Raw genomic sequence first — 20,170 nt, forward strand, 5'->3', positions numbered from 1 at the left:
TTTCAAAGGGTCTCCAGGTCTGCCAGGAAATCATGCATCTCACTCAAGTCTTCGCTGGAGTGAGGTGTCAGGTGCACCGCCAGTTGCGCGGCGTACTCCGACAGCGATGGGGTTCGAAATAAAAGGTCCAGGGGCACGGCTGCGCCTTGCTCCATTTGCAGGCGGGCTGTCGCTTGGGTCGCCAGCAAGGAATGCCCGCCCAATTCAAAGAAGTTGTCGTCGCGCCCTACCCGCGCAAGCTTGAGCACCTCTTGCCAGATCTGTGCGACGCTCTGCTCAAGCGCCCCTTGCGGCGCCACATAGGCCCGCAGCAACTGATTGGCGTCGGGCAGCGGCAAGGCTTTGCGGTCCAGCTTGCCGTTGGGCGTCAGCGGGAAGCGCTCAAGCAGCATCCAGTGCGCCGGAATCATGTAGTCCGGCAGGTCGCAGGCGAGCCGCGCCTTCAGCTCGTCGCGCAGCGCCACCAACGACTGCGCCTCGGCCGCCTCAGTACCGGCCGCAATCAGGTAGGCCACCAACTGCGTGCCACCCGGCCCTTGCTGAGGCACCACCACCGCCTCGCGGATCGCGTCCTGCGCCAACAGGCACGCTTCGATCTCTCCCAACTCGATGCGAAAGCCACGAATTTTCACCTGGTGGTCTGCCCGGCCGATGTACTCGATCACACCGTCGACGCGATGTCGCGCAAGGTCACCGGTGCGGTACAGCCGTGTGCCATTACCAAATGGATCCGGGAGGAAGCGTTCGGCGGTGAGCGCCGGCCGCTCGTGGTACCCGCGCGCCAGGCCATCACCGCCAATCAGCAATTCACCGATCAACCCGACAGGGTTCGGCGCGAAGTGCTCGCCGACGATGTACAGCGAGGTGTTGGCAATCGGCCGGCCGAGGTAAGGCAAGCGCTTGTCTGTGGTCAGTGGATAAGCCGCCGACCAGATCGTGGTTTCCGTGGGCCCATAGAGGTTCCAGACCGGGCCTGCGACCGCCAGCAAGCGCTCGGCCAGGTCCTCGGCCAATGCCTCGCCGCCACACAGGCATGTGCGTCCGGCAAGACGCTCGGCCATGGGATGCTCAAGCAACATGCGCCACGTCGATGGCGTGGCCTGCACGACACTGACCTGCTGCTGTTCGATAATCCCCAGCAATGCTTCAGGGTCGTGGGCGCTCTGTTTGTCCACCAGCACCACGGCCGCACCGCTGAACAGCGCGCCGTACAGTTCCAGGCCGAAAATATCGAACGAGAAGGTGGTCAGCGACAGCAGGCGGTCACTTGCCTCGATGCCTGGTTCGCGGGCCATGCTGGCAACGAAATTCACCAGGGCACCATGGCGTACCATCACACCCTTGGGCTTGCCGGTAGAGCCCGAGGTATAAATGGCGTAGCACAGGTTATCGCCGTCCACCGACACCTGCGGATTGGCCGCCTGTTCAGGGCTGACCGATTCATCCATTGCACTCGCCAAGACGGTGTGCACCCCTGCCGGAATCGGCAACTGGCGCAGCAACGATGCCTGGGTCAGAAGCAACTGCAACCCACTGTCTTCAATCATGTGGGCCAGGCGATCCACCGGATAGTGCGGATCGAGCGGCACGTAGGCGCCACCGGCCTTGAGGATCGCCAGCAGCCCGACGATCATGTCCACCCCACGCTCAAGGGCGATACCCACCGGTTGGTCAGCGCCGACACCGAGTTCAATCAAACGATGCGCCAGGCGATTGGCCTGGGTATTGAGTTGAGCGTAGGTCAGCGCCTGATCAGCAAACAGCAGCGCCGTGGCATCCGGCGTCTGCCGTGCCCGCGCCTCAAACAGACGATGAATGCAGTGCTCGCCCGGGTAGACGCTTGCGGTGGCGTTCCAGTCCTGCAATTGCTGGCGGGTTTCACTCGGGTCCAACAGCGTGAGGTCACCCAGTGGGCGTGCGGCATCGCTGCTCATTTGCAGCAGAAGACGCTTGAGGTGCACGCCGATCTGCTCCACCGACACAGGTGTGAAGCTCGCACATTGATAGCTGAACTGCACGGTCAGCTCGGCGCCCAGGCCCACCAGCAGGGTCAGCGGGTAGTTGGTTTGCTCCAGATTGCCCACGGCACCAAAGCGCAGACCCTGAGGCGAACCTTTCTCCAGGGCTTCTGAAATCGGATAGTTCTCAAACACCAGGATGTTGTCGAACAGCGCTTCACCACCCTGCCCCGCCCAGCGCTGGATATCGAACAACGCGGTGTGCTCGAAGTCCCGCAACGCCAGGTTCTGCGCCTGGACGCTGTGCAGCCAATTCCCCAGGCTCTGCTCGGAGCGCGGGCTGGCAATGACCGGCAAGGTGTTGATGAACAGGCCAATCTGTTGCTCGACGCCTGCCAGGTCCGCCGGGCGCCCCGACACGGTTGCGCCGAAGGCGACGCAGGACTTTGCGCTGTAACGCTGTAACAGCAACAGCCACGCAGCCTGGACCACAGTGTTGACGGTGACTTTCGCCTCTCGGGCAAAGTCGCCCAGACGGCGCGTTTGCTGCTCATCGAGGTGCAGGTGGTGGTGAGCGTAAAGGTGGGTGGCGATGGCCTGCGCCGGACGGGCAAACATCTGCGCCAGGCGAATCGGTTCATCCAGGGCGTGCAACTGCTCCTTCCAGAACGCTTCGCCGAGCGATGCGTCCTGCCGCTTCAGCCACGCGATGTAATCACGATACCGGCCAACGGGTCGTGCCACGGTTTCTGCGCTGTAGTGCTGTAACACTTCGCCGAGCAACTGCGCGCTGCTCCAGCCATCCATCAGGATGTGATGGTTGGTGTAGATCAGGTGATGACGATCAGTTGCCGTGCGTACCAGTACCAGGCGCATCAAGGGCGCGCAGTTCAGGTCCAGGCCTTGGGCGCGCTCTTCATCGGCAAGGGTTTGCAGTGCCGCATCCCGATCGGCGTGACCGCTCCAGTCGAGCACACGGAACGGCACCTGCACTTGACGCTGTACCACCTGCACCGGTTGTTCAAGATTGCCTTGCCAGATGAACCCGGTACGCAGGATGTCATGGGCATCCACCACGGCTTGCCAGGCCGCGCGGAAGCGTTGCGGATCGACGCCATCGATATCCAGGCGCATCTGGTTGATGTAATCGCCATTCCCCTGTTCGAGCAAGGTGTGGAACAGCATGCCCTGCTGCATCGGTGACAACGGGTAGATGTCGTCGATGCCTTGAGGTTCGAGCACCAGCGCATCGAGTTGGGCCTGAGACAGTTGCGCCAACGGGAAATCCGACGGCGTCACTCCCCGGTTGGAGTTGTCGCAGCAATGGCCGATCAGCGCCGTCAGTTCTTGCACATAGTCGTCGGCCAGGCGCTGGATGGTCGCGGCATCGAACATCGCGCCGCTGTAGGTCCAGGTCAGGTCCAGTTCACCACCGAAGACTTTGCTGTTGAGCGCCAGCGGGTTGCCGAGCGGCCCCTGCAGGTTGACTTCTTCACCGCCGGATTCGCCGGTCGGCACAAACAGGGCGTCGTCGGCGGTATCGAAGCTGGCGTCGAACTGACCGAGATAGTTGAAGGTCAGGCACGGTAGCGGCAAGGCTTGCAGAGACTCCCGTGTCTGTTCATCGCCCAGGTACGCCAGTGCGCCGAAGCCGATGCCCCTATGCGGAATTGCCCGCAGCTGCTCCTTGATCTGCTTGAGCGACCCAGCGAGATCCGCAACCGGCGACAGCCGCGCCGGGAACACGCTGGTGAACCAGCCCACGGTACGGGTCAGGTCGATGTGCTCGAACACGTCTTCGCGACCGTGCCCCTCAAGCAACACCAACGCATTGTCGTCACCGGTCCAGCGCGTTATCACCCGCGCCAGCGCGGTCAGCAATACGTCGTTGACCTGGGTGCGATAGGCCGCCGGCGCATCCTGCAACAGCTGGCGGGTCAGGGCCCGGTCCAGCTTGCTACGAAAGGTCAGGGCCTGATCATGTTGCTGCCCGCCGTTCGGACGGTCATACGGCAAGGCTGGCGAAGCGCCCTGCAACTGTTGTTGCCAGAAACCCAGCTCGGCCTGCAGCGCAGGGGTTGTGGCGTAGCCCTGCAATGCCGCCGCCCAGGCCTTGACCGCACTGGTCCTGGCCGGCAACTGCACACCTGCGCCTGAAAGGATTTGCCGGTAGGCGTTCTGCAGATCCTCGAACAGAATCCGCCACGACACGCCATCGACCACCAGGTGATGGATAATCAGCAACAGCCGTTGAGTGCCGTCCGCCAGGTTCGCCAGCACCGCGCGTATCAGCGAACCACCGTTCAATTGCAGGCTGCGCTGGGCTTCGTCACCCAGTGCCTCAAGGGCTGCGAGGTCCGCGACCTCCACTGGCCACAGAAGCGTTTGATCCGTGTGCGCCGCGACGTCACGGTAGTGTGCCGACCAGCCGTCAGCCCGTTCGACGAAATCCAGGCGCAAGCTGTCGTGATGCGCCACCAAAGCCTCCAGCGCCTGCTCCAGTGCGTGTGCATCCAGTGCCTGCGCCGGCTTGAGCATCACCGACTGGTTCCAGTGGTGACGATCGGGAATTTCCTGAGCGAAGAATTGCTGATGAATCGGTAACAGCACCGTGGTGCCGGTTGCCGGTCGCTGATCGATCGACGGCAGCGTCTCACCGGTCTGTGCGACCACGGCCAGCGCCTGGATGCTCTGGTGCTGGAACAGGTCTTTGGGGCTGAAGCGAATCCCCGCCTGCCGCGCACGGCTGACCACCTGGATCGAAATGATCGAATCGCCACCCAGTTCGAAGAAGTTGTCGCTGATGCCCACCTGCCCAAGCTTGAGCACGTCTTGCCAGATCGTCGCCAGTTGCTGCTCCAGCGCGTTGCGCGGAGCGACGTAGGCTTGTTGCAGTTGACTGACATCCGGTTTGGGCAGGTTCTTGCGATCCAGCTTGCCGTTCGGTGTCAGCGGCATGCGTTCCAGAGACAAGACATACGCCGGCACCATATGCGCCGGCAATGAAGCCTGGAGCTGCGCACGCAGGTCTTCGCTGAAACCGGCACGGGTTGAATCGCCGACCACGTAAGCCACCAGGCGCTTGCCGCTGCCGGCGCTGCCTTCCTGGGCCACGACCACCGCTTCGCGCACACCCTGAAGGGCTTGCAGCGCCGCTTCGACCTCACCCAGCTCGATGCGGAAGCCGCGAATCTTCACCTGATTGTCGATACGATCCAGATAGTCGAACGTGCCGTCGGCGCGCTGGCGCACCAGGTCGCCTGTGCGGTAAAGCAGGCCGCCAGCGGCGCTGAACGGGTCAGCGACAAAACGCTCGGCGGTCAGCCCCGGTCGGTTGAGGTACCCACGGGCCAGGCCGGTGCCCCCCAGATACAGCTCACCGGCCATGCCTTGGGGCAACAGGTTCAGGTCGGTGTCGAGCACATAGGCGCTGCGGTCACCGATGCGGCTGCCGATCGGCGCGTAGGCAGCACCGCACGGCACCTCGCGACCGGCCTTCCAGATCAGCGGGGTGACCACGGTTTCGGTCGGGCCGTAGCCGTTGATGATGTAGTCCGGATCGAGCGCACGCTTGACCCGCTCGAAACTGGCGTTCGGCACCGCGTCACCGCCAAAGCAATAGATGCGCACCTTCGGTGGATTGCCGACGCGCTCGGCATGTTCGGCCAGTTGTTGCAGGTACACCGGCGGGAACGCGACCACGGTCACGCCGTGTTCGATCATGGCGTTGTAGGTCTGCTCCGGCGTCCACAGCGTGTCGTCGCGAATCAGCAGCGAAGCCCCGTGAGTCAGGCTGGTCAGCCAGCGCTCGTGGGCACCGTCGAAGGCGAACGACATGAAGTGGAACTCACAGTCGCTGTCGCGCATTTCATAGCGCTGGCCGATGGCCTGGCAATGCATGGCCAATGGACCGTGGGCAACGCTGACGCCTTTCGGATTGCCGGTGGAGCCGGAGGTGTAGATCACATACGCAAGGTTGTGCGGGTCGAGCTGCACCGAGGGTGCCTTGATCGACTGCTCACGCAGATCAAGACGGTCCAGCTCCAGCAAGGGTACCGATTCGGCAACCGGCAGCTGCGCCGACACCGACGAATCGCTGATCAGCAGCGCCAGCCCCGAATCCTCGATCAGGTAGGCCAGGCGCTCGCGCGGGTAGAGGGTGTCCAGCGGCACATAAGCGCCGCCGGCCTTGAGCACCGCCAGCAACGCCACAATTACCGACTCGCTGCGCGGCAACGCCACACCCACACGGGTTTCAGCGCCAACGCCGCGGGCGATCAGCGCGTGGGCCAGTTGGTTGGCGCGCTGGTCGATTTCACCGTAGCTGAACTGCCGATCGTTGAAAATCACCGCTGTGCGTTGCGGGCGCTCGGCCGCCAGGGTAGCAATGCGCTGATGCACGCCGATGTCCACCGGGTACGGCTGTGGATGGTTCTGCGCTTGCTGGCGGGCCTGTTCGTCGCGGCTTGCCAGGGCGATTTCACCCAGGTTGCGTTCTGCCGACTCGGCAAACTGCTCAAGCAGTTGCAGCAAATGCGCACTGATGCCTTCGACCACCTCGCTCGCGAATTGGCCGCGGTCGAAGCTGTAATGCAACGCCAGCTGCCGGCCAAGGGTCACCGCCACGCTCAGCGCGTAGTGCGTCTGCTCCAGGTTACCCACATCGCCGAACACCAGCCCCTGCCCGGCCTGGCTCAGCGCCTGGGCTACCGGATAGTTTTCGAACACCAGGATATTGTCGAACAGCGCTTCACCGCCCTGCCCGGCCCAACGTTGGATGTCCGCCAGCGGCGTGTGTTCGAAGTCACGCAGGCTGAGATTCTGCGCCTGCACCGTTTGCAACCATTGGCCGACGCTTTGATCGGGACGCGGTGCGCCGATCACCGGGAGGGTGTTGATGAACAGGCCGACCTGTTGCTCGATGCCCGGCAAGTCCGCCGGACGACCGGCCACGGTCGCACCGAACGCGACTGCTTCGTGTCCGGTATAGCGTTGCAGCAACAGCAGCCACGCGGCTTGCACGAGGGTGTTGACGGTGATTTTCTGCTGGCGGGCAAACGCTTCCAGCGCCTGGGTGCGTTGCTCGTCCAGCGTCAGGTAATGGTCGCCGTGACCGCTCTGGCGCGCGCCTGCGGTGGCCGCGCGGGCCAGCCGGGTCGGCGCTTGCAGCGCGGCCAGTTGTTCGCTCCAGAAGTCCTGGCTCAACTGGGCGTCCTGACGTTGCAGCCAGGCGATGTAGTCGCGATAGCGGCCGCCGGCATTCGCCGGTGTGCGGCCGCTATAGCGCTGCAATACTTCGCCGAGCAACTGCGAGTTGCTCCAGCCGTCCATCAGGATGTGGTGATGGGTGTAAATCAGGTGCCATTGGTCACTGCCGGTCTGCACCAGTACCAGGCGCAGCAGGGGCGCACAGGCCAGGTCAAACCCTTGCGCTCGCTCGGCATCGGCCAGCGCCGCGAGGGCCGCCGGCTGATCGTCGCGGGCCCGCCAATCCAGGGTGGCGAACGGCAGTTGCACCTGCTTGTGCACGATCTGCAGCGGTTGCGCCAGCTCGCCCTGCCAGACGAAACCGCTGCGCAGGATGTCTTGCGCATCGACGGTGGCCTGCCAAGCGGCGCGGAAACGCTCGGGATCCAGACCCTGCACGTCGACGCGCAACTGGTTGATGTACTCACCCGCCGCCTGTTCGTACAGGGTATGGAACAGCAACCCTTGCTGCATGGGCGACAGCGGATAGAGATCGTCGAGCTGACCGGCCGGCACCGGCAGCGCATCCAGTTGCGCCTGGGTCACCCGCGCCAGCGGGAAGTCCGATGGCGTGGCTTGCGCGGCCGGCAAGGTGCAGCAGTGTTCGATCAGTGCATGCAGCTCGCTGGCATAGCGGTCCACCAGTTGCTGCACTGTCGCGCTGTCGAACATCTCGCGGCTGAAGCCCCAGCTCATCGACAGTTCGCCGCCATAGACCTGGCCTTCAACCGTCAGCCAGTTGGCCAATGGCGCCGCCAGGTCCTGTGCCACACCGCTGGTTTCGGCAGACGGCACAAACAAGGCCGCGTCGTCGAACTGACGGTCGAACTGGCCCAGGTAGTTGAAGGTGATCCGCGGTGGCGCCAGTGCCGCCAGCTCGGCGCGTATTGCCGGGGCCGCCAGATGACGCAGCACGCCATAGCCCAGGCCTTTGTCCGGCACCGCGCGCAGTTGCTCCTTGATCGACTTGATCGAACCGTCGAGGTCATCGCGGGCGGTGAGGTTGACGGCGAACAGGCTGGTGAACCAACCCACGGTGCGACTCAGGTCGATGTCATCGAACAGGTCTTCGCGGCCATGGCCTTCAAGCTCGATCAGCGTGCCCGCCTGACCGCTCCAGCGACTGATGGTGCGGGCCAACGCGGTGAGCAGCAGGTCATTGACCTGCGTGCGGTACGCGGCGGGCGCCTGTTGCAGCAACTGACGGGTCCGTGCGGCGTCGAGTCGCCACTCGATTTTTTCACCCTGCGCATTTTGCAGGCTGGCGTCAGGTCGGTCGCACGGCAGATCCTTCGCATCCTGATGCTGGGTTTTCCAGTACATCAGTTGTTCATCGAAGCGCTGCGCTTGCTGTTCGAGCCGCGCAGTCCAGTCCTGGAATGCACTGGTTTTCGGCGGCAGCTCAATGCCGCCGCCTGCCGCCAATTGTTCGTAAGCCTGCTGCAGATCTTCCAGTAATACGCGCCAGGACACACCGTCGACCACCAGGTGGTGAACGATCAGCGCCAGGCGCTGGCTGCCATCGGCCAGCGTGACCAGCAAGGCTCGCAACAGCGGGCCGTTTTGCAGGTCAAGGCTGCGCTGCGCCTCGTTGCACAAGGTATTCAGGTGTTCCGCCGACTCGGCATCGCGTAGCCACAGATCAGCGCTGGCCACTGGAGCATCGTGGTTTTGCTGCCAGCCCTCGGTGCTTTCGGTAAAACGCAGGCGCAAGGCATCGTGGTGATTGATGATGTACGTCAGCGCTGTATCGAGCCACTGCGCATTCAAGGCCTCACGGGGAGTCAGCAGCAGCGATTGGTTCCAGTGTTCGCGCACCGGCATCCCGCGGCTGAAGAAATGCTGCTGGATCGGCCCGAGCACGGCATCACCACTCACCGGCCCCTGATCCACCGCCGAGCGTTTATCGAGGGTGGCGACCAGTGCCAGGCTGCGCACGGTCTGGTACTGGAACAGGTCACGCGGGCTGACGCGGATGCCGGCCTGCCGCGCACGGCTGACCACCTGGATGGAGATGATCGAATCGCCGCCCAGCTCGAAGAAGTTGTCTTCGAGGCCGACGCGCTCAAGACCGAGCACATCCTCCCAGATCGCCGCCAGGGCTTTTTGCAATGCATCCTGTGGCGCCACAAACGCCTGCTGCGGCGCAGCTTCCGGCAACGGCAAGGCCTTGCGGTCGAGCTTGCCGTTGGCGGTCACCGGCAATTTCACCAGCGGCATCAGGTGGGTGGGCACCATGTATTCCGGCAGGCTGTTCAACAGCCACGCCTTGAGCTCCGGTTGCCACGGCGTGGCAGGCTCGCCTCCCTCCAGCACCAGGTAAGCAACCAACTGTTTGCCCCCCTGCACCAGCACCACGGCCTCGCGCACCAGCGGGTGTTGCATCAGGCGGGTCTCGATTTCACCCAGCTCGATACGCAGGCCGCGCAGCTTGACCTGATGATCGAGGCGGCCGAGGTATTCGATCACACCGTCGGCGCGCTGGCGCACCCGGTCGCCGGTCCGGTACAGCCGCGCACCGTCATTGAACGGGCACGGCACAAAACGCTCGGCGGTGAGCGCCGGGCGGCGGTGGTAACTGCGGGCCAGCCCGGTGCCACCGAGGTAAAGCTCACCGCTGACGCCTGCCGGCACAGGGTTGAGTTGCGCGTCGAGGATGTAGGTTCCCAGATTGGCAATGGGGCGGCCGATGGGCACGCTGTCGGCACCTTCGTCGATGCAGGTCCAATGGGTGACGTCGATGGCCGCTTCCGTCGGGCCGTAGAGGTTGTACAACCCGGCGCCCGGAAGCTTGGCGAACACCTGCAACTGCGCATCCAGCGCCAGCGCCTCGCCACTGCATACGATGCGCTTGAGGCTGGCGCAGGCCTGCACGCCCGGCTCGTGGATAAATGCCTGCAGCATCGATGGCACGAAGTGCAGCGTGGTGATGGCGTGCTCGCCAATGGTCTCGATCAGGCGAGCCGGCTCGCGATGCTCGCCGGGTGCTGCGACCACCAGCCGTGCGCCGCTCATCAACGGCCAGAAGAACTCCCACACCGACACGTCAAAGCTGAACGGGGTTTTCTGCAACACTGCGTCGCTGGCATCCAGGCCATAAGCCTGCTGCATCCAGCACAGGCGGTTGACCAACGCACGATGGCTGTTGCCTGCGCCCTTGGGCTTGCCGGTGGAGCCGGAGGTGTAGATCACATAGGCGAGGTTCAGCGCGTGCACGTTGACGGCCAGAGGCTCGCGGCCGTAATCGTCGAGCCAGCCTTGTGCCTGGTCGAGTGCGATGACGTTGATGCCGTCGACCGGCAAGGTCGACAGCAGGCCCTGCTGGCAGAGCAGCAGCCCGATGCCGCTGTCTTCGATCATGTAAGCCAGGCGTTCGCGGGGGTATTCAGGGTCCAGCGGGACGTAGGCGCCGCCGGCCTTGAGAATCGCCAGCAGGCCGACCACCATTTCGATGGAGCGCTCGATGCAGATCCCCACCGGTACGTCCGGGCCAACACCCTGCTCGCGCAGGGCATGGGCCAACTGGTTGGCGCGCGTGTCGAGCTGCGCGTAGGTCAACTGCGTCGCGCCGAACACCAGGGCAACGGCGTGCGGAGTGCGTTGTACCTGGTCTTCGATCAGGTGGTGGATGCCACGTTCGGTCGGGTACGCCTCGGCCGTCTGGTTCCAGTCATGCACCAGCACGTGCTGCTCTGCGGCGGCGAGCATCGGCAGTTCACCGATGCGCTGGCTGCCATCGGCGACCATCGCCTGCAACAGGCTGAGCCAGTGCCGGGCCATGTGCTCGATGGTGGCGGCGTCGAACAGGTCATTGGCATAGGTCAGCGCGGCGTGCAGGGTGCCGGACTTCTCGTAGGTGTCCAGGCTCAGGTCAAACTGGGTGGTACGGCCTTGCCATTGCACCAGGGACAGTTCAAGCCCGGAGGCGGTGTTGACCGCGGCGATGTCCGCCACTTGCGGCTGATGGTTGTACATCACCTGGAACAGCGGCGTGTGGCTCAGGCTGCGCTCGACTTTCAAGGCTTCTACCAGGCGTTCGAACGGCAATTCCTGATGGGCCTGGGCGCCCAGTGCGTGTTCCTTGATGCCTTGCAGCAATTCGTCGACGCGGGTTTGCCCGGTCAGTTCGGTGCGCAACACCTGGGTATTGACGAAGAAACCGATCAGCCCTTCGACTTCGCTGCGGTTGCGGTTGGCAATCGGCACGCCAACCCGAATGTCGCCCTGCCCGGTGTAGCGATGCAGCAGCACGTTGAACGCGCCGAGCAGCAACATGAACAAGGTCACATTGTGTTTTTGCGCGCAACTGCGCAACTGCGCAGCCAGCGCCGGATCAATCGCAAAGTCATGCCGGGTGCCCTGGTAGCTGGGCATCGCCGGGCGTGGATGGTCGATGGGCAGTTCCAGTACCGGGTGCTCATCTCCCAGGCGTGCCTGCCAGTATTCCAGCTGACGAGCCTGCTCGCCGGCCTCCAGCCAGCGGCGCTGCCACAGGGCGTAGTCGCTGTACTGGATCGGCAGGGCCGGCAGTTGCGGCGGCTCGTTGCGCTCATGGGCGTCGTAGCAGCGAATGAACTCGTCGATCAGCACGTTCATCGACCAGCCGTCGGACACAATGTGGTGCAAGGTCAGCAGCAGCACGTGTTCCTGCTCGGCCAGCTTGAGCAATTGCACCCGCAGCAGCGGGCCGTTGGCCAAGTCGAAGGGCAACAGCGACTGACGGGTAGCGGCCTGCATCACCGCCTGCTCACGCTCGGCGGGTGCCAGGGCGCTGAAGTCCAACTGTTCGACCACCAGCGGCGACTGTGCGGCCACTTGCAACAGACGATCATCCGCCTGGCGCTGGAACACCGTGCGCAACGTCTCATGGCGGGCCACCAGGCTGGCGAACGCCTGCTCGATCGCCGGCAGGCTCAAGGCGCCCTTGAGCCGTACCGCGCCGGGCAGGTTATAGGCGCCACTGGCCGGATCCAGTTGCCACAGAAACCACATCCGCTGCTGCGCATAGGACAGCGCCTGCCGGTCCTCGGCCTCCACCCCTGCCGGGATCGGAAACCGGGAAAAATCCACCCCTTCCTTGTGTAGCGCCTGGAGGAACATCTGGCGTTTTTCCAGGGGCAACCCGATAAACCGGCGAGCAAGTTTCAAGGAGTCTTCAGCGTTCATTTCTTGGGATCCGGGGCAATAGGCAGGAAGCACAAAGGCACGTCGTCCCTATAAAACGAATCCGGAAGGGAAAAATTAGCGGGGGATTGGGGGCGCAGACCACGGTGTCATCAAGGGTTACATCAAACACCGAGAGGCTCGGCGCGGCTGTCCTATCATTGACGCAACCCATCAATTGCAACTACATTTAGTTACAGGCAAGGATCGCCGTGTCGAAAAATGAAAAGCTGCTGGCCAAACTGCTCAATGAGCAATCGGCCTTTACCTGGCCCGAACTCGTCACGCTGCTGCGGCGCCTGGGATACACGCAAATCGAAGGGGCGGGTAGCCGGGTCAGGTTCGACATAGGCGACCCCAGTGCAATGATCACCCTGCACAAGCCTCACCCCGGCAACGAACTGAAACACTACATTCGGCGCCAGATCATCGAACAATTGAAATCAGGAGAACTGATTCAGTGAACAACCAGCTGAAACACAAAGGCTACATCGGCTCCATCGAAGCCAGCATCGAAGACAACTGCCTGTTCGGAAAGCTGCTTTTCATCAAGGCCCTGGTCAGCTACGAGGGCAAAACCGTCGCCGAACTGGACGCCGCCTTTTGCACCGCCGTGGACGACTACATCGAGACCTGCCAGGCCCTTGGGCAAGCACCGGAAAAGCCCTGCAAGGGTTCGTTCAACGTCCGTGTCGGCCATGACCTCCACCTGGCCGCCGCCCTCGCCGCGACCCGGCAAAAAGTCACGTTGAACGATCTCACGCGCCAGGCGCTGAACGAATTCCTGCAACATCGCGGCGCACTGGTGACCGGGTAATCACCCCAGCCGCCGATACCCCAGCACCGCCGCCCCAAGCACCACCGCACCCGCCGCCAGCGCCACCCAGAACCCGCTGGGTGCGCCGAAGCGGTCGATCATCCAGCCGGAGCTGGCAGCACCAATGGCCACGCCGATGCTCAGGCCGGTGATCAGCCAGGTCATGCCTTCGGTCAAGCGGCTGGGCGGAACGATTTGTTCCACCAGGGCCATGGACACGATCAGGGTCGGGGCGAAGAACAGGCCGGAGATGAAGATCGCGGCCGCCAACCCCGGAATATTCGTCACCAGCAACAACGGCAGCGTGGTCACGGCGGTGGCCACGCCGCAGTACAAGAACTGGCGCGGCAGCGGTGCTTTCAACTTGAGCGCACCGAACGCCAGCCCGGCCAGGCACGAACCGATGGCGTATACCGACAATACAATGCTCGCCGCGGCGGGCTGGCCCTGATGCTGGGCGAACGCGACACTGACCACATCCACCACCCCAACGATGATGCCCATGGCCATCAACAGCACCATCAGGATCAACACCGAGGGCGAGGCAATCAGCCAACGGCCGTGCTCGGCGTGATGTTCATGCACCGGTGGCTCGGTCTGGCGTTGCAGCACAAAGGCGGTCACGCCCACTGCCAGAAACAGCGCGGCAATCAACGGCCCCGCTTCGGGGAACAGCAGCACGCACAGACCCACCGAGACCGGCGGGCCAATGATGAACACCACCTCGTCGAGCACCGACTCCAGGGCAAACGCCGTTTGCAGTTTGGGCTGGCCGCGATACAGCTCGGTCCAGCGCGCCCGCACCATGGCCGACATGTTGGGCATGCAGCCGGCCAGCGCGGCAAAGACGAACAGCGTCCACGTTGGCGCCTGCACCCGGGTGCAGAGCAACAGCAGCAACAGCGCGCCGCCGCCGATGGACGCGGCCACCGGCAACACCCGGCCCTGGCCATAACGGTCCACCAACCGTGAGACCTGGGGCGCGCAAAACGCGGTGGCCAGGGCGAAGGTAGCGGTCACCGCACCGGCCAAACCGTAACCGCCGTGCACTTGCGACAGCATGGTGATCAAGCCGATCCCGGTCATGGAGATCGGCATGCGGGCCAGCATGCCCGCCAATACAAAAGCCCTGGAACCTGGCGCCTGGAACAGCTCGGCGTAGGGGTTTGCCATGGTGTGTAACCTCTTCCTGAGCGCCCTGAAACTTGCTATTCGAGGTTTTCGGGGCAAAATACATACGGTGCGTATGTGACAAATCATGCGTAACATACGCGTCGTATGTCAATCACCTATTGTGAGCCTTACCCATGAGCCGAGCCCGTGCCGACATGATCGAAGACACCCGCGCCCGCCTGATCGCCAGCGCCCGCCAGGCCTTCGCCACACAAGGCTACGCCCAGACGTCGATGGACGATTTCACCGCTCGCGCCGGCCTGACCCGGGGTGCGTTGTACCATCATTTTGGCGACAAGAAAGGCTTGCTCGCGGCAGTGGTTGCGCAGCTCGACGGTGAAATGGACGCGAGCCTGCAACGTATCTCGGAGCAGGCGGTTGATCCTTGGGAAGGGTTTTGCGAGCGCTGTCGGATTTATTTGCGTATGGCTCAGGATCCCGAGGTCCAGCGCATTGTGCTGCAAGATGCGCCGGCGGTGCTGGGTGCCACCGACCAGCAGCAATGCGTGGACTCGCTGCGCCAGCTGCTCGATGACTTGATGCAAGCGGGCCTCATCGAGCAGGCGTGCAGCCAGGCGCTGGCGAGGCTGATCAATGGCAGCCTGGTGAGCGCATCGTTGTGGATCGCCCAGGATGGAGACTCGGGTGTGCGGCTGGAAGAGGCTCTGCGAGGGCTGGAGTTGTTGTTGCGCGGGTTGAAGCCCAATGCCGTGTGCTGAACGAGTGCGGCGGGGGTGGTCAGGATCCAGGGGGGCATATCCATTATTTAGGTAACGGCCACCTATGGTTCCGCTCTTACAGCGGCTCACTTTGGAAAAGCCCCAAAGTAAGCAAAGGGCTCTGCCCCGCCTGTCGGCGCCTCGCTGTGGCTCGGCGTTCCCTCACTCCGGCATTGCTCCACGGGCCGCCGCGACGGGCCATCCATGGCCCGGCGCGGCTAAACCGGCGTCCTGCCGGTTTACCCGCTCCGCAATACCTGCGTTCGGCCTCGGGCTTATTGGGGCAGTCAGATCAAAAGCAAAAGCACAGCGGCCTCCCGGCCGGCTTGAGTGTTAAAAGCAAAAGCAAAGACCAGAGCGAAAACAAAGCTGCTTTTCTGTGGGAGCGGGCTTGCTCGCGAAAAACCTGAGAGCGCCGCGTTGAATCAGAACGCCCGCGTCATCTTTAACGACCTTCGCGAGCAAGCCCGCTCCCACATTTTTTGGACCGTGCCCGCTTTAGATTTTGATTTTGCTCTTCAACACTCAAGCCGGCCGGGAGGCCGCTGTGCTCTTGATCTGCTTTTGATCTTGATCTTAGGCGCCCCGTTAAACCACGCTGGCCGAACGCAGGCTTTGGAGCGTGGGTAACCCGGCAGGACGCCGGGTTAGCCGCGCTGGGCCAAGGATGGCCCATCGCGGCGGCCCACGGTCCAAAGCCGGAGTGAGGGCACTCCGAGCCTAGGCGAGGAGCCGAGTGGTGGGGCAAGAGCGTTTTGCTTACTTTTGCGCTTTTCAAAAGTGAGCCGCTGTAAGAGCGGAACCATAAGCGGCCATCACCCAAATAACGGATATGTACCCAGCCCCCAAAACCATAAAAAACACACCTGAACCATTGCGCTCACTTGAGTCCCCCACAGCACTGCCCCTAGATCCGCCGCAACATCAACGCCGCCACCGCACACGCTGCCAACGCCACACACGCCAGAAAGAACGCATCACTGTAGGCCATCAAAAACGCCTGATGGCGCACACTCCGATCCAGCAGGTCCAACACCACCTGATGCTCCGGCAACTGCTCCTGCAGCACCCCGCCAGGCAAGCGCTGTTGCAGCACCGGGTCAAACAGCGTCACCGCCTCCCCGATCCGCGCCGAATGCACCCGCTCACGCACCACCACCAACTGCGCCAGTAACGCTGTTCCAACGGCGCCCCCCAGATTGCGCAGCATCGAGAACACCGCCGACGCCGACCCCGCCTGCACCTTGGCCAGCCCATGCACAGCGAGCACCGACAACGCCACCATGATCAACGGCTGACCAATCCCGCGCACCACAATCGAGGGCACAATCACATTGCTGGCGCTGTCCGCCGACAGGTGCGCGCCCATCCAGCACCCCAAGGCCATGATCGCGAACCCCGAGGCCACCAGCATTTTGGCACTCACCCACTTCATCAAGCGCGGCAAAAACGGCGCCATGATCAATTGCACCAGCCCATACGCAATCAAGCTCACACCAATTTCACTGGCGTTGTAGTGCTGCAATTGCGACAGGTAATTGGGCACCAGAAACACCAGCCCATAGGTGCTCGCGCCAAAGATAAACATCGCCACGCTGGCCACGCCAAAGTTGTAGTGCCCCAACAGCCGCAAGTTGATAAAGGCATGCTTGCCCCATAACTGACGGGCCACGAAGCCGATCAATCCCACCACCGCCAACAGCGTCATCCACACGATAAAGGGCGAGCCGAACCAGTCCTTGCGCCCGCCCTCCTCCAGCACGATCTGCAACGCACCCAGGCCCAGCACCATGCAGCCGATACCCAGCCAGTCGCCCTGGCGCAGCAGGCCCAGCTGCATCGGCTGGCGGTCAATGGACCAGGCCACCGCCGCCAGCAACGCGATCCCCGGGAACAGTTGCAGGTAGAAGATCCAGCGCCAGGAATACGCATCGGTCAGCCAGCCGCCAATCGACGGCCCGGCGGCCTGGGCGACACTGTTGGCCAGGCTGAACAAGGCCATGCCCAGCGGGATCTTGCTGGGCGGCAGCTCGGTGATGATCAGTTGGAATGACAAGGGAATCAGCACCGCCCCGGCCGCGCCCTGCACCACCCGGATCAGGATCATCACTTGCAGGTTGGGCGACAGCGAACACGCCACCGAGGCCACCAGGAATATCCCCGAGCCCCACAGCATCACCCGGCGCAGGGAAAACACCTGCACCAGCCACGCGGTGAGGGGAATCATGATGATCTCCGCCACCAGGTAAGCGGTGGAAATCCACGAACCCTCCTCAAACGTCGCGCCCAGTGCACCTTCGATTTCCGGCAGTGCGGCGCTGGTGACGTGCACGTTCATCCCGGCCATGAAGCAGCCGAACAGCCCGCCGATCACCGCGACCCAGGCGCGAAACGGCACACGCCCTTCAGCCTCCATGGACGTGCTCCTGGCTGGCGGCAGGGCGGGTGTCAACCGTGGCAATCACCGACATGCCCGGCAGCACCCGCGACTCACCGGGTTCCAGGCGAATCTTTACCGGAAACCGCTGGACGATCTTGGTGAAGTTGCCGGTGGCGTTGTCCGGCGGCAACAGCGCGAACACCGCACCGGAGCCGGGGGCGATGCTTTCCACTTTGCCGTGCCAATGTGCGCCGGCAAAACTGTCCACCGCGATTTCCACCGACTGCCCCGGCGCCATGTGCTGCAACTGGGTTTCCTTGTAGTTGGCAATCACATAGGCCTGCTCCACCGGCACCACCGCTAACAGCGGCAGGCCGGGCATCACGTATTGCTGGCGCCGGACCTTGCGCTGGCCCACCACGCCGTCAAAAGGCGCGCGGATCTCGGTGTCCTTCAACGCATTGCGGGCCAGCGCGAGGTTGGCCTGGGCCTCGCCGATGCGTGCCTGATGCTCGACGATTTGCGCCTGCGCCTGTTGCCGGCGTCCCTGCAAGACCTGCAACTGCGCCTGCTGCCGCGCGACCTGGGCGCTCGCCTGGGCCAGGGCCGCCTGGGCCTTGGCCTGGCTGGCGCTGACGGTTTCCAGGTGCTGGGCGCTGGCCACCTGTTGCGCGACCAATTCACGATAACGCTGGTAATCGAGCCGCGCGCGCCGGGCTTCGGCCTCGCCACTGCTCAGTTCCGCCCGGGCCTGGGCGATGCGTTGCTGTTGCTCGCCCATTTGCGCGTCGAGGGTTTGCACCGATGCCTGCTGTGCGCTCGCTGCTGCTTGCGCCTGTTGCAGTTGCGCCTGGGCGCTGTTCAGACGCTCGGTGAAATCCCGCTCATCGATACGCACCAGCACATCCCCGGCCTTGACCGGCTGGTTATCTTCCACCAGCACCTGGGCTACATACCCGGCAATGCGCGGGCTGATAGCGACCCAATCAGCGCGCACATAGGCATCGTCGGTTTCTTCAAGAAAACGCCCCCATTGCCACCAGTACCCGGCAAAGGTTGCCAGCCCCACCAGCGTCGCGAGGGAAGCCGTGGTCACCAGGGCGCGACGATGACGTTGCATAACGGTCAGGCGAATGGGTTCAACAGCCTGGTTCATGGTTTGGCTCCATTGACAGCGACAGATAAGGGGGCGGTTGGATCGTCACGCTGCCAGCCGCCACCGAGGGCCTGGAACAGGTCGATCTGGCGGTTGATCAAGCGCAGGTCGGACTCGGCCACGCGGGCTTCAAGGCCCACCAGGCTGCGTTCGCTGTCCAGCAGTTGCAGGGCATCCAGCGCGCCGGAATGGTAGCCGCGGGAGGCCAGGTCGAAGGCGCGGCGGTTGTTGTCCAGGGCGGCGGCCAGGGCCTGCCCACGCTGCTGTTCGCCCTGGTACAGGGCCATGGCCTGCTCCACCTGCTTCAGTGCGTTGAGCACCGTACCGTCAAACCGTGCCAGGGCCTGGCGCGCTTCGGCCTGGCTCTGCCTGACCCGCGCCTGGGCGACCTGCCGGTTGGGAAAGCGCCAGGACACCAGCGGCCCGACGGAATACACCGTGGCGTAGCGGTCCCCGAGTTTGCCCAGGCTGCTGGCGGACGAACCGAGCATCGCGCCGAAGGTGATCCGCGGGTAAAGCTCGGCGCGGGACAGGCCCACCGTCAAGGTGGCTGCGCGCAATTGCCCTTCGGCGCGGCGGATGTCCGGCCGCCGTTGCACCAGTGCCCAACCCTCGCCCACCGGCAAAGGCGCCTGCAACTGCGGGGCCTGGGTACAGCTGCGTGGCGTGACCTGCTCCGGCGGCAACCCGCTGAGCACGGCCAACTCATACAGCGCGCTGCTGCGCCGGGCCGTGAACATCGGCAACGGTGCCCGGGTTTCTTCCAGCAACCCTTGCAGGCGCGCCAGGTCGAGTTGCGTGGCCGCGCCGGCCTTTTGCAGCTTCTGCGTGACCGCGACGCTCTGCTCCAGCAGCTGCACCGAGTGCGCCTGCACCTGTTCGCGCACACCATAGACGCAGGCCTGGGCATAGGCGCGGGCCGTCTGCGCGGCCACCGTCACCCGCAGCTCATCCTCCAGCGCCCGCGCCACCTGGGCATCCGCCCGTGCCGCAGCGATGCGATAACGCACCTCGCCCCACAAATCGAGGGTGTAGCTCAGGGAAAACTCAGGCGTGTGGCTCCATTCGGCACCGGCATGACGGTTAGTCGCCTGGGCCAGCGTCTGGTCATCGCGGCTGCGACCGTAGGCCAGGCCATAGTCCAGGGAAGTCGACGGCAGGCGCTCGCCGTCTGCCTGTTCCAGCTGCGCCAGCAACGCATCGACATGGGCGGCGGCGGCTTCGAGGTCTTTGTTCTGGTGCAGGGCCCGAGCCACCAGGGCGTCCAGTTGCGGGTCGCGGTACAGCTGCCACCAACGGGCGGGCAACGCCTCGGCCGACTCGGCGAAGAGCCGCGGTGCAGGCTGCGCCGTGACGGTCGACGGTTGACCGGGCACACCAGTGCACCCGGCCAGCACACTCAACAGGGCGATGGGCATCCATGGGTGAAAAGAAGGGCTGTGCATCACAAGGCTCGCTCAAGAAGGAGCCTTGCAGATTAGGCAGATGGCCTGTCCGATTCGCCCGCGTCAGGGCCATGTATCGTCGCTAAACGGACAATAGCGTTACCTGACGCAA

At 63.7% G+C, this 20,170-nt stretch carries 8 protein-coding genes; 3 read left to right on the plus strand and 5 right to left on the minus strand.

What is annotated here, in order from left to right:
• Window positions 1-2: 2 nt before the first annotated feature.
• The gene (locus V6607_RS21950; protein WP_134327027.1) at window positions 3-12,371 is read right to left on the minus strand and encodes a non-ribosomal peptide synthase/polyketide synthase; all 12,369 of its coding nucleotides are present in this window, start codon (window positions 12,369-12,371) and stop codon (window positions 3-5) included.
• A 209-nt stretch (window positions 12,372-12,580) separates the two neighbouring features.
• On the opposite strand from V6607_RS21950, the gene V6607_RS21955 reads away from it, so the two are divergent.
• Window positions 12,581-12,832: a type II toxin-antitoxin system HicA family toxin gene (locus tag V6607_RS21955; protein WP_063028501.1), complete on the plus strand. Its 252-nt coding sequence runs from the start codon at window positions 12,581-12,583 to the stop codon at window positions 12,830-12,832.
• A complete protein-coding gene (locus V6607_RS21960) occupies window positions 12,829-13,185 on the plus strand; it encodes a type II toxin-antitoxin system HicB family antitoxin (RefSeq protein WP_003208166.1) in 357 nt (118 codons plus the stop codon). Before V6607_RS21955 ends, V6607_RS21960 begins: the two co-directional genes overlap by 4 nt.
• On the opposite strand, the gene V6607_RS21965 is transcribed toward V6607_RS21960, so the two are convergent.
• Window positions 13,186-14,358: an MFS transporter gene (locus V6607_RS21965; protein ID WP_102369571.1), complete on the minus strand. Its 1,173-nt coding sequence runs from the start codon at window positions 14,356-14,358 to the stop codon at window positions 13,186-13,188. It lies immediately after the preceding gene.
• Between the two features lie 134 nt (window positions 14,359-14,492).
• Between V6607_RS21965 and V6607_RS21970 the strand changes: the two genes are divergently transcribed.
• Window positions 14,493-15,077 carry a TetR/AcrR family transcriptional regulator gene (locus V6607_RS21970; protein ID WP_134327028.1) on the plus strand — a complete coding sequence of 195 codons (585 nt, stop codon included), beginning with the start codon at window positions 14,493-14,495 and terminating at the stop codon, window positions 15,075-15,077.
• 907 nt (window positions 15,078-15,984) lie between these two features.
• Here V6607_RS21970 and V6607_RS21975 read toward each other — a convergent pair.
• From V6607_RS21975 to V6607_RS21985, 3 genes are read right to left on the minus strand one after another with little or no spacing between them, the layout of a single operon-like run.
• Window positions 15,985-17,493: an MDR family MFS transporter gene (locus V6607_RS21975; RefSeq protein WP_134327029.1), complete on the minus strand. Its 1,509-nt coding sequence runs from the start codon at window positions 17,491-17,493 to the stop codon at window positions 15,985-15,987.
• A complete protein-coding gene (locus V6607_RS21980) occupies window positions 17,483-18,613 on the minus strand; it encodes an HlyD family secretion protein (RefSeq protein ID WP_134327030.1) in 1,131 nt (376 codons plus the stop codon). The genes V6607_RS21975 and V6607_RS21980 overlap by 11 nt, the downstream gene beginning before the upstream one ends.
• Entirely contained in the window at window positions 18,610-20,058 is a 1,449-nt protein-coding gene (locus tag V6607_RS21985) for a TolC family protein (RefSeq protein ID WP_134327031.1), read from the minus strand. Before V6607_RS21985 ends, V6607_RS21980 begins: the two co-directional genes overlap by 4 nt.
• Between the last annotated feature and the right edge of the window lie 112 nt (window positions 20,059-20,170).

The sequence above is a fragment of the Pseudomonas sp. KK18 genome, assembly GCF_037094675.1.
In the GTDB taxonomy this organism is placed as follows: Bacteria; Pseudomonadota; Gammaproteobacteria; order Pseudomonadales; family Pseudomonadaceae; genus Aquipseudomonas.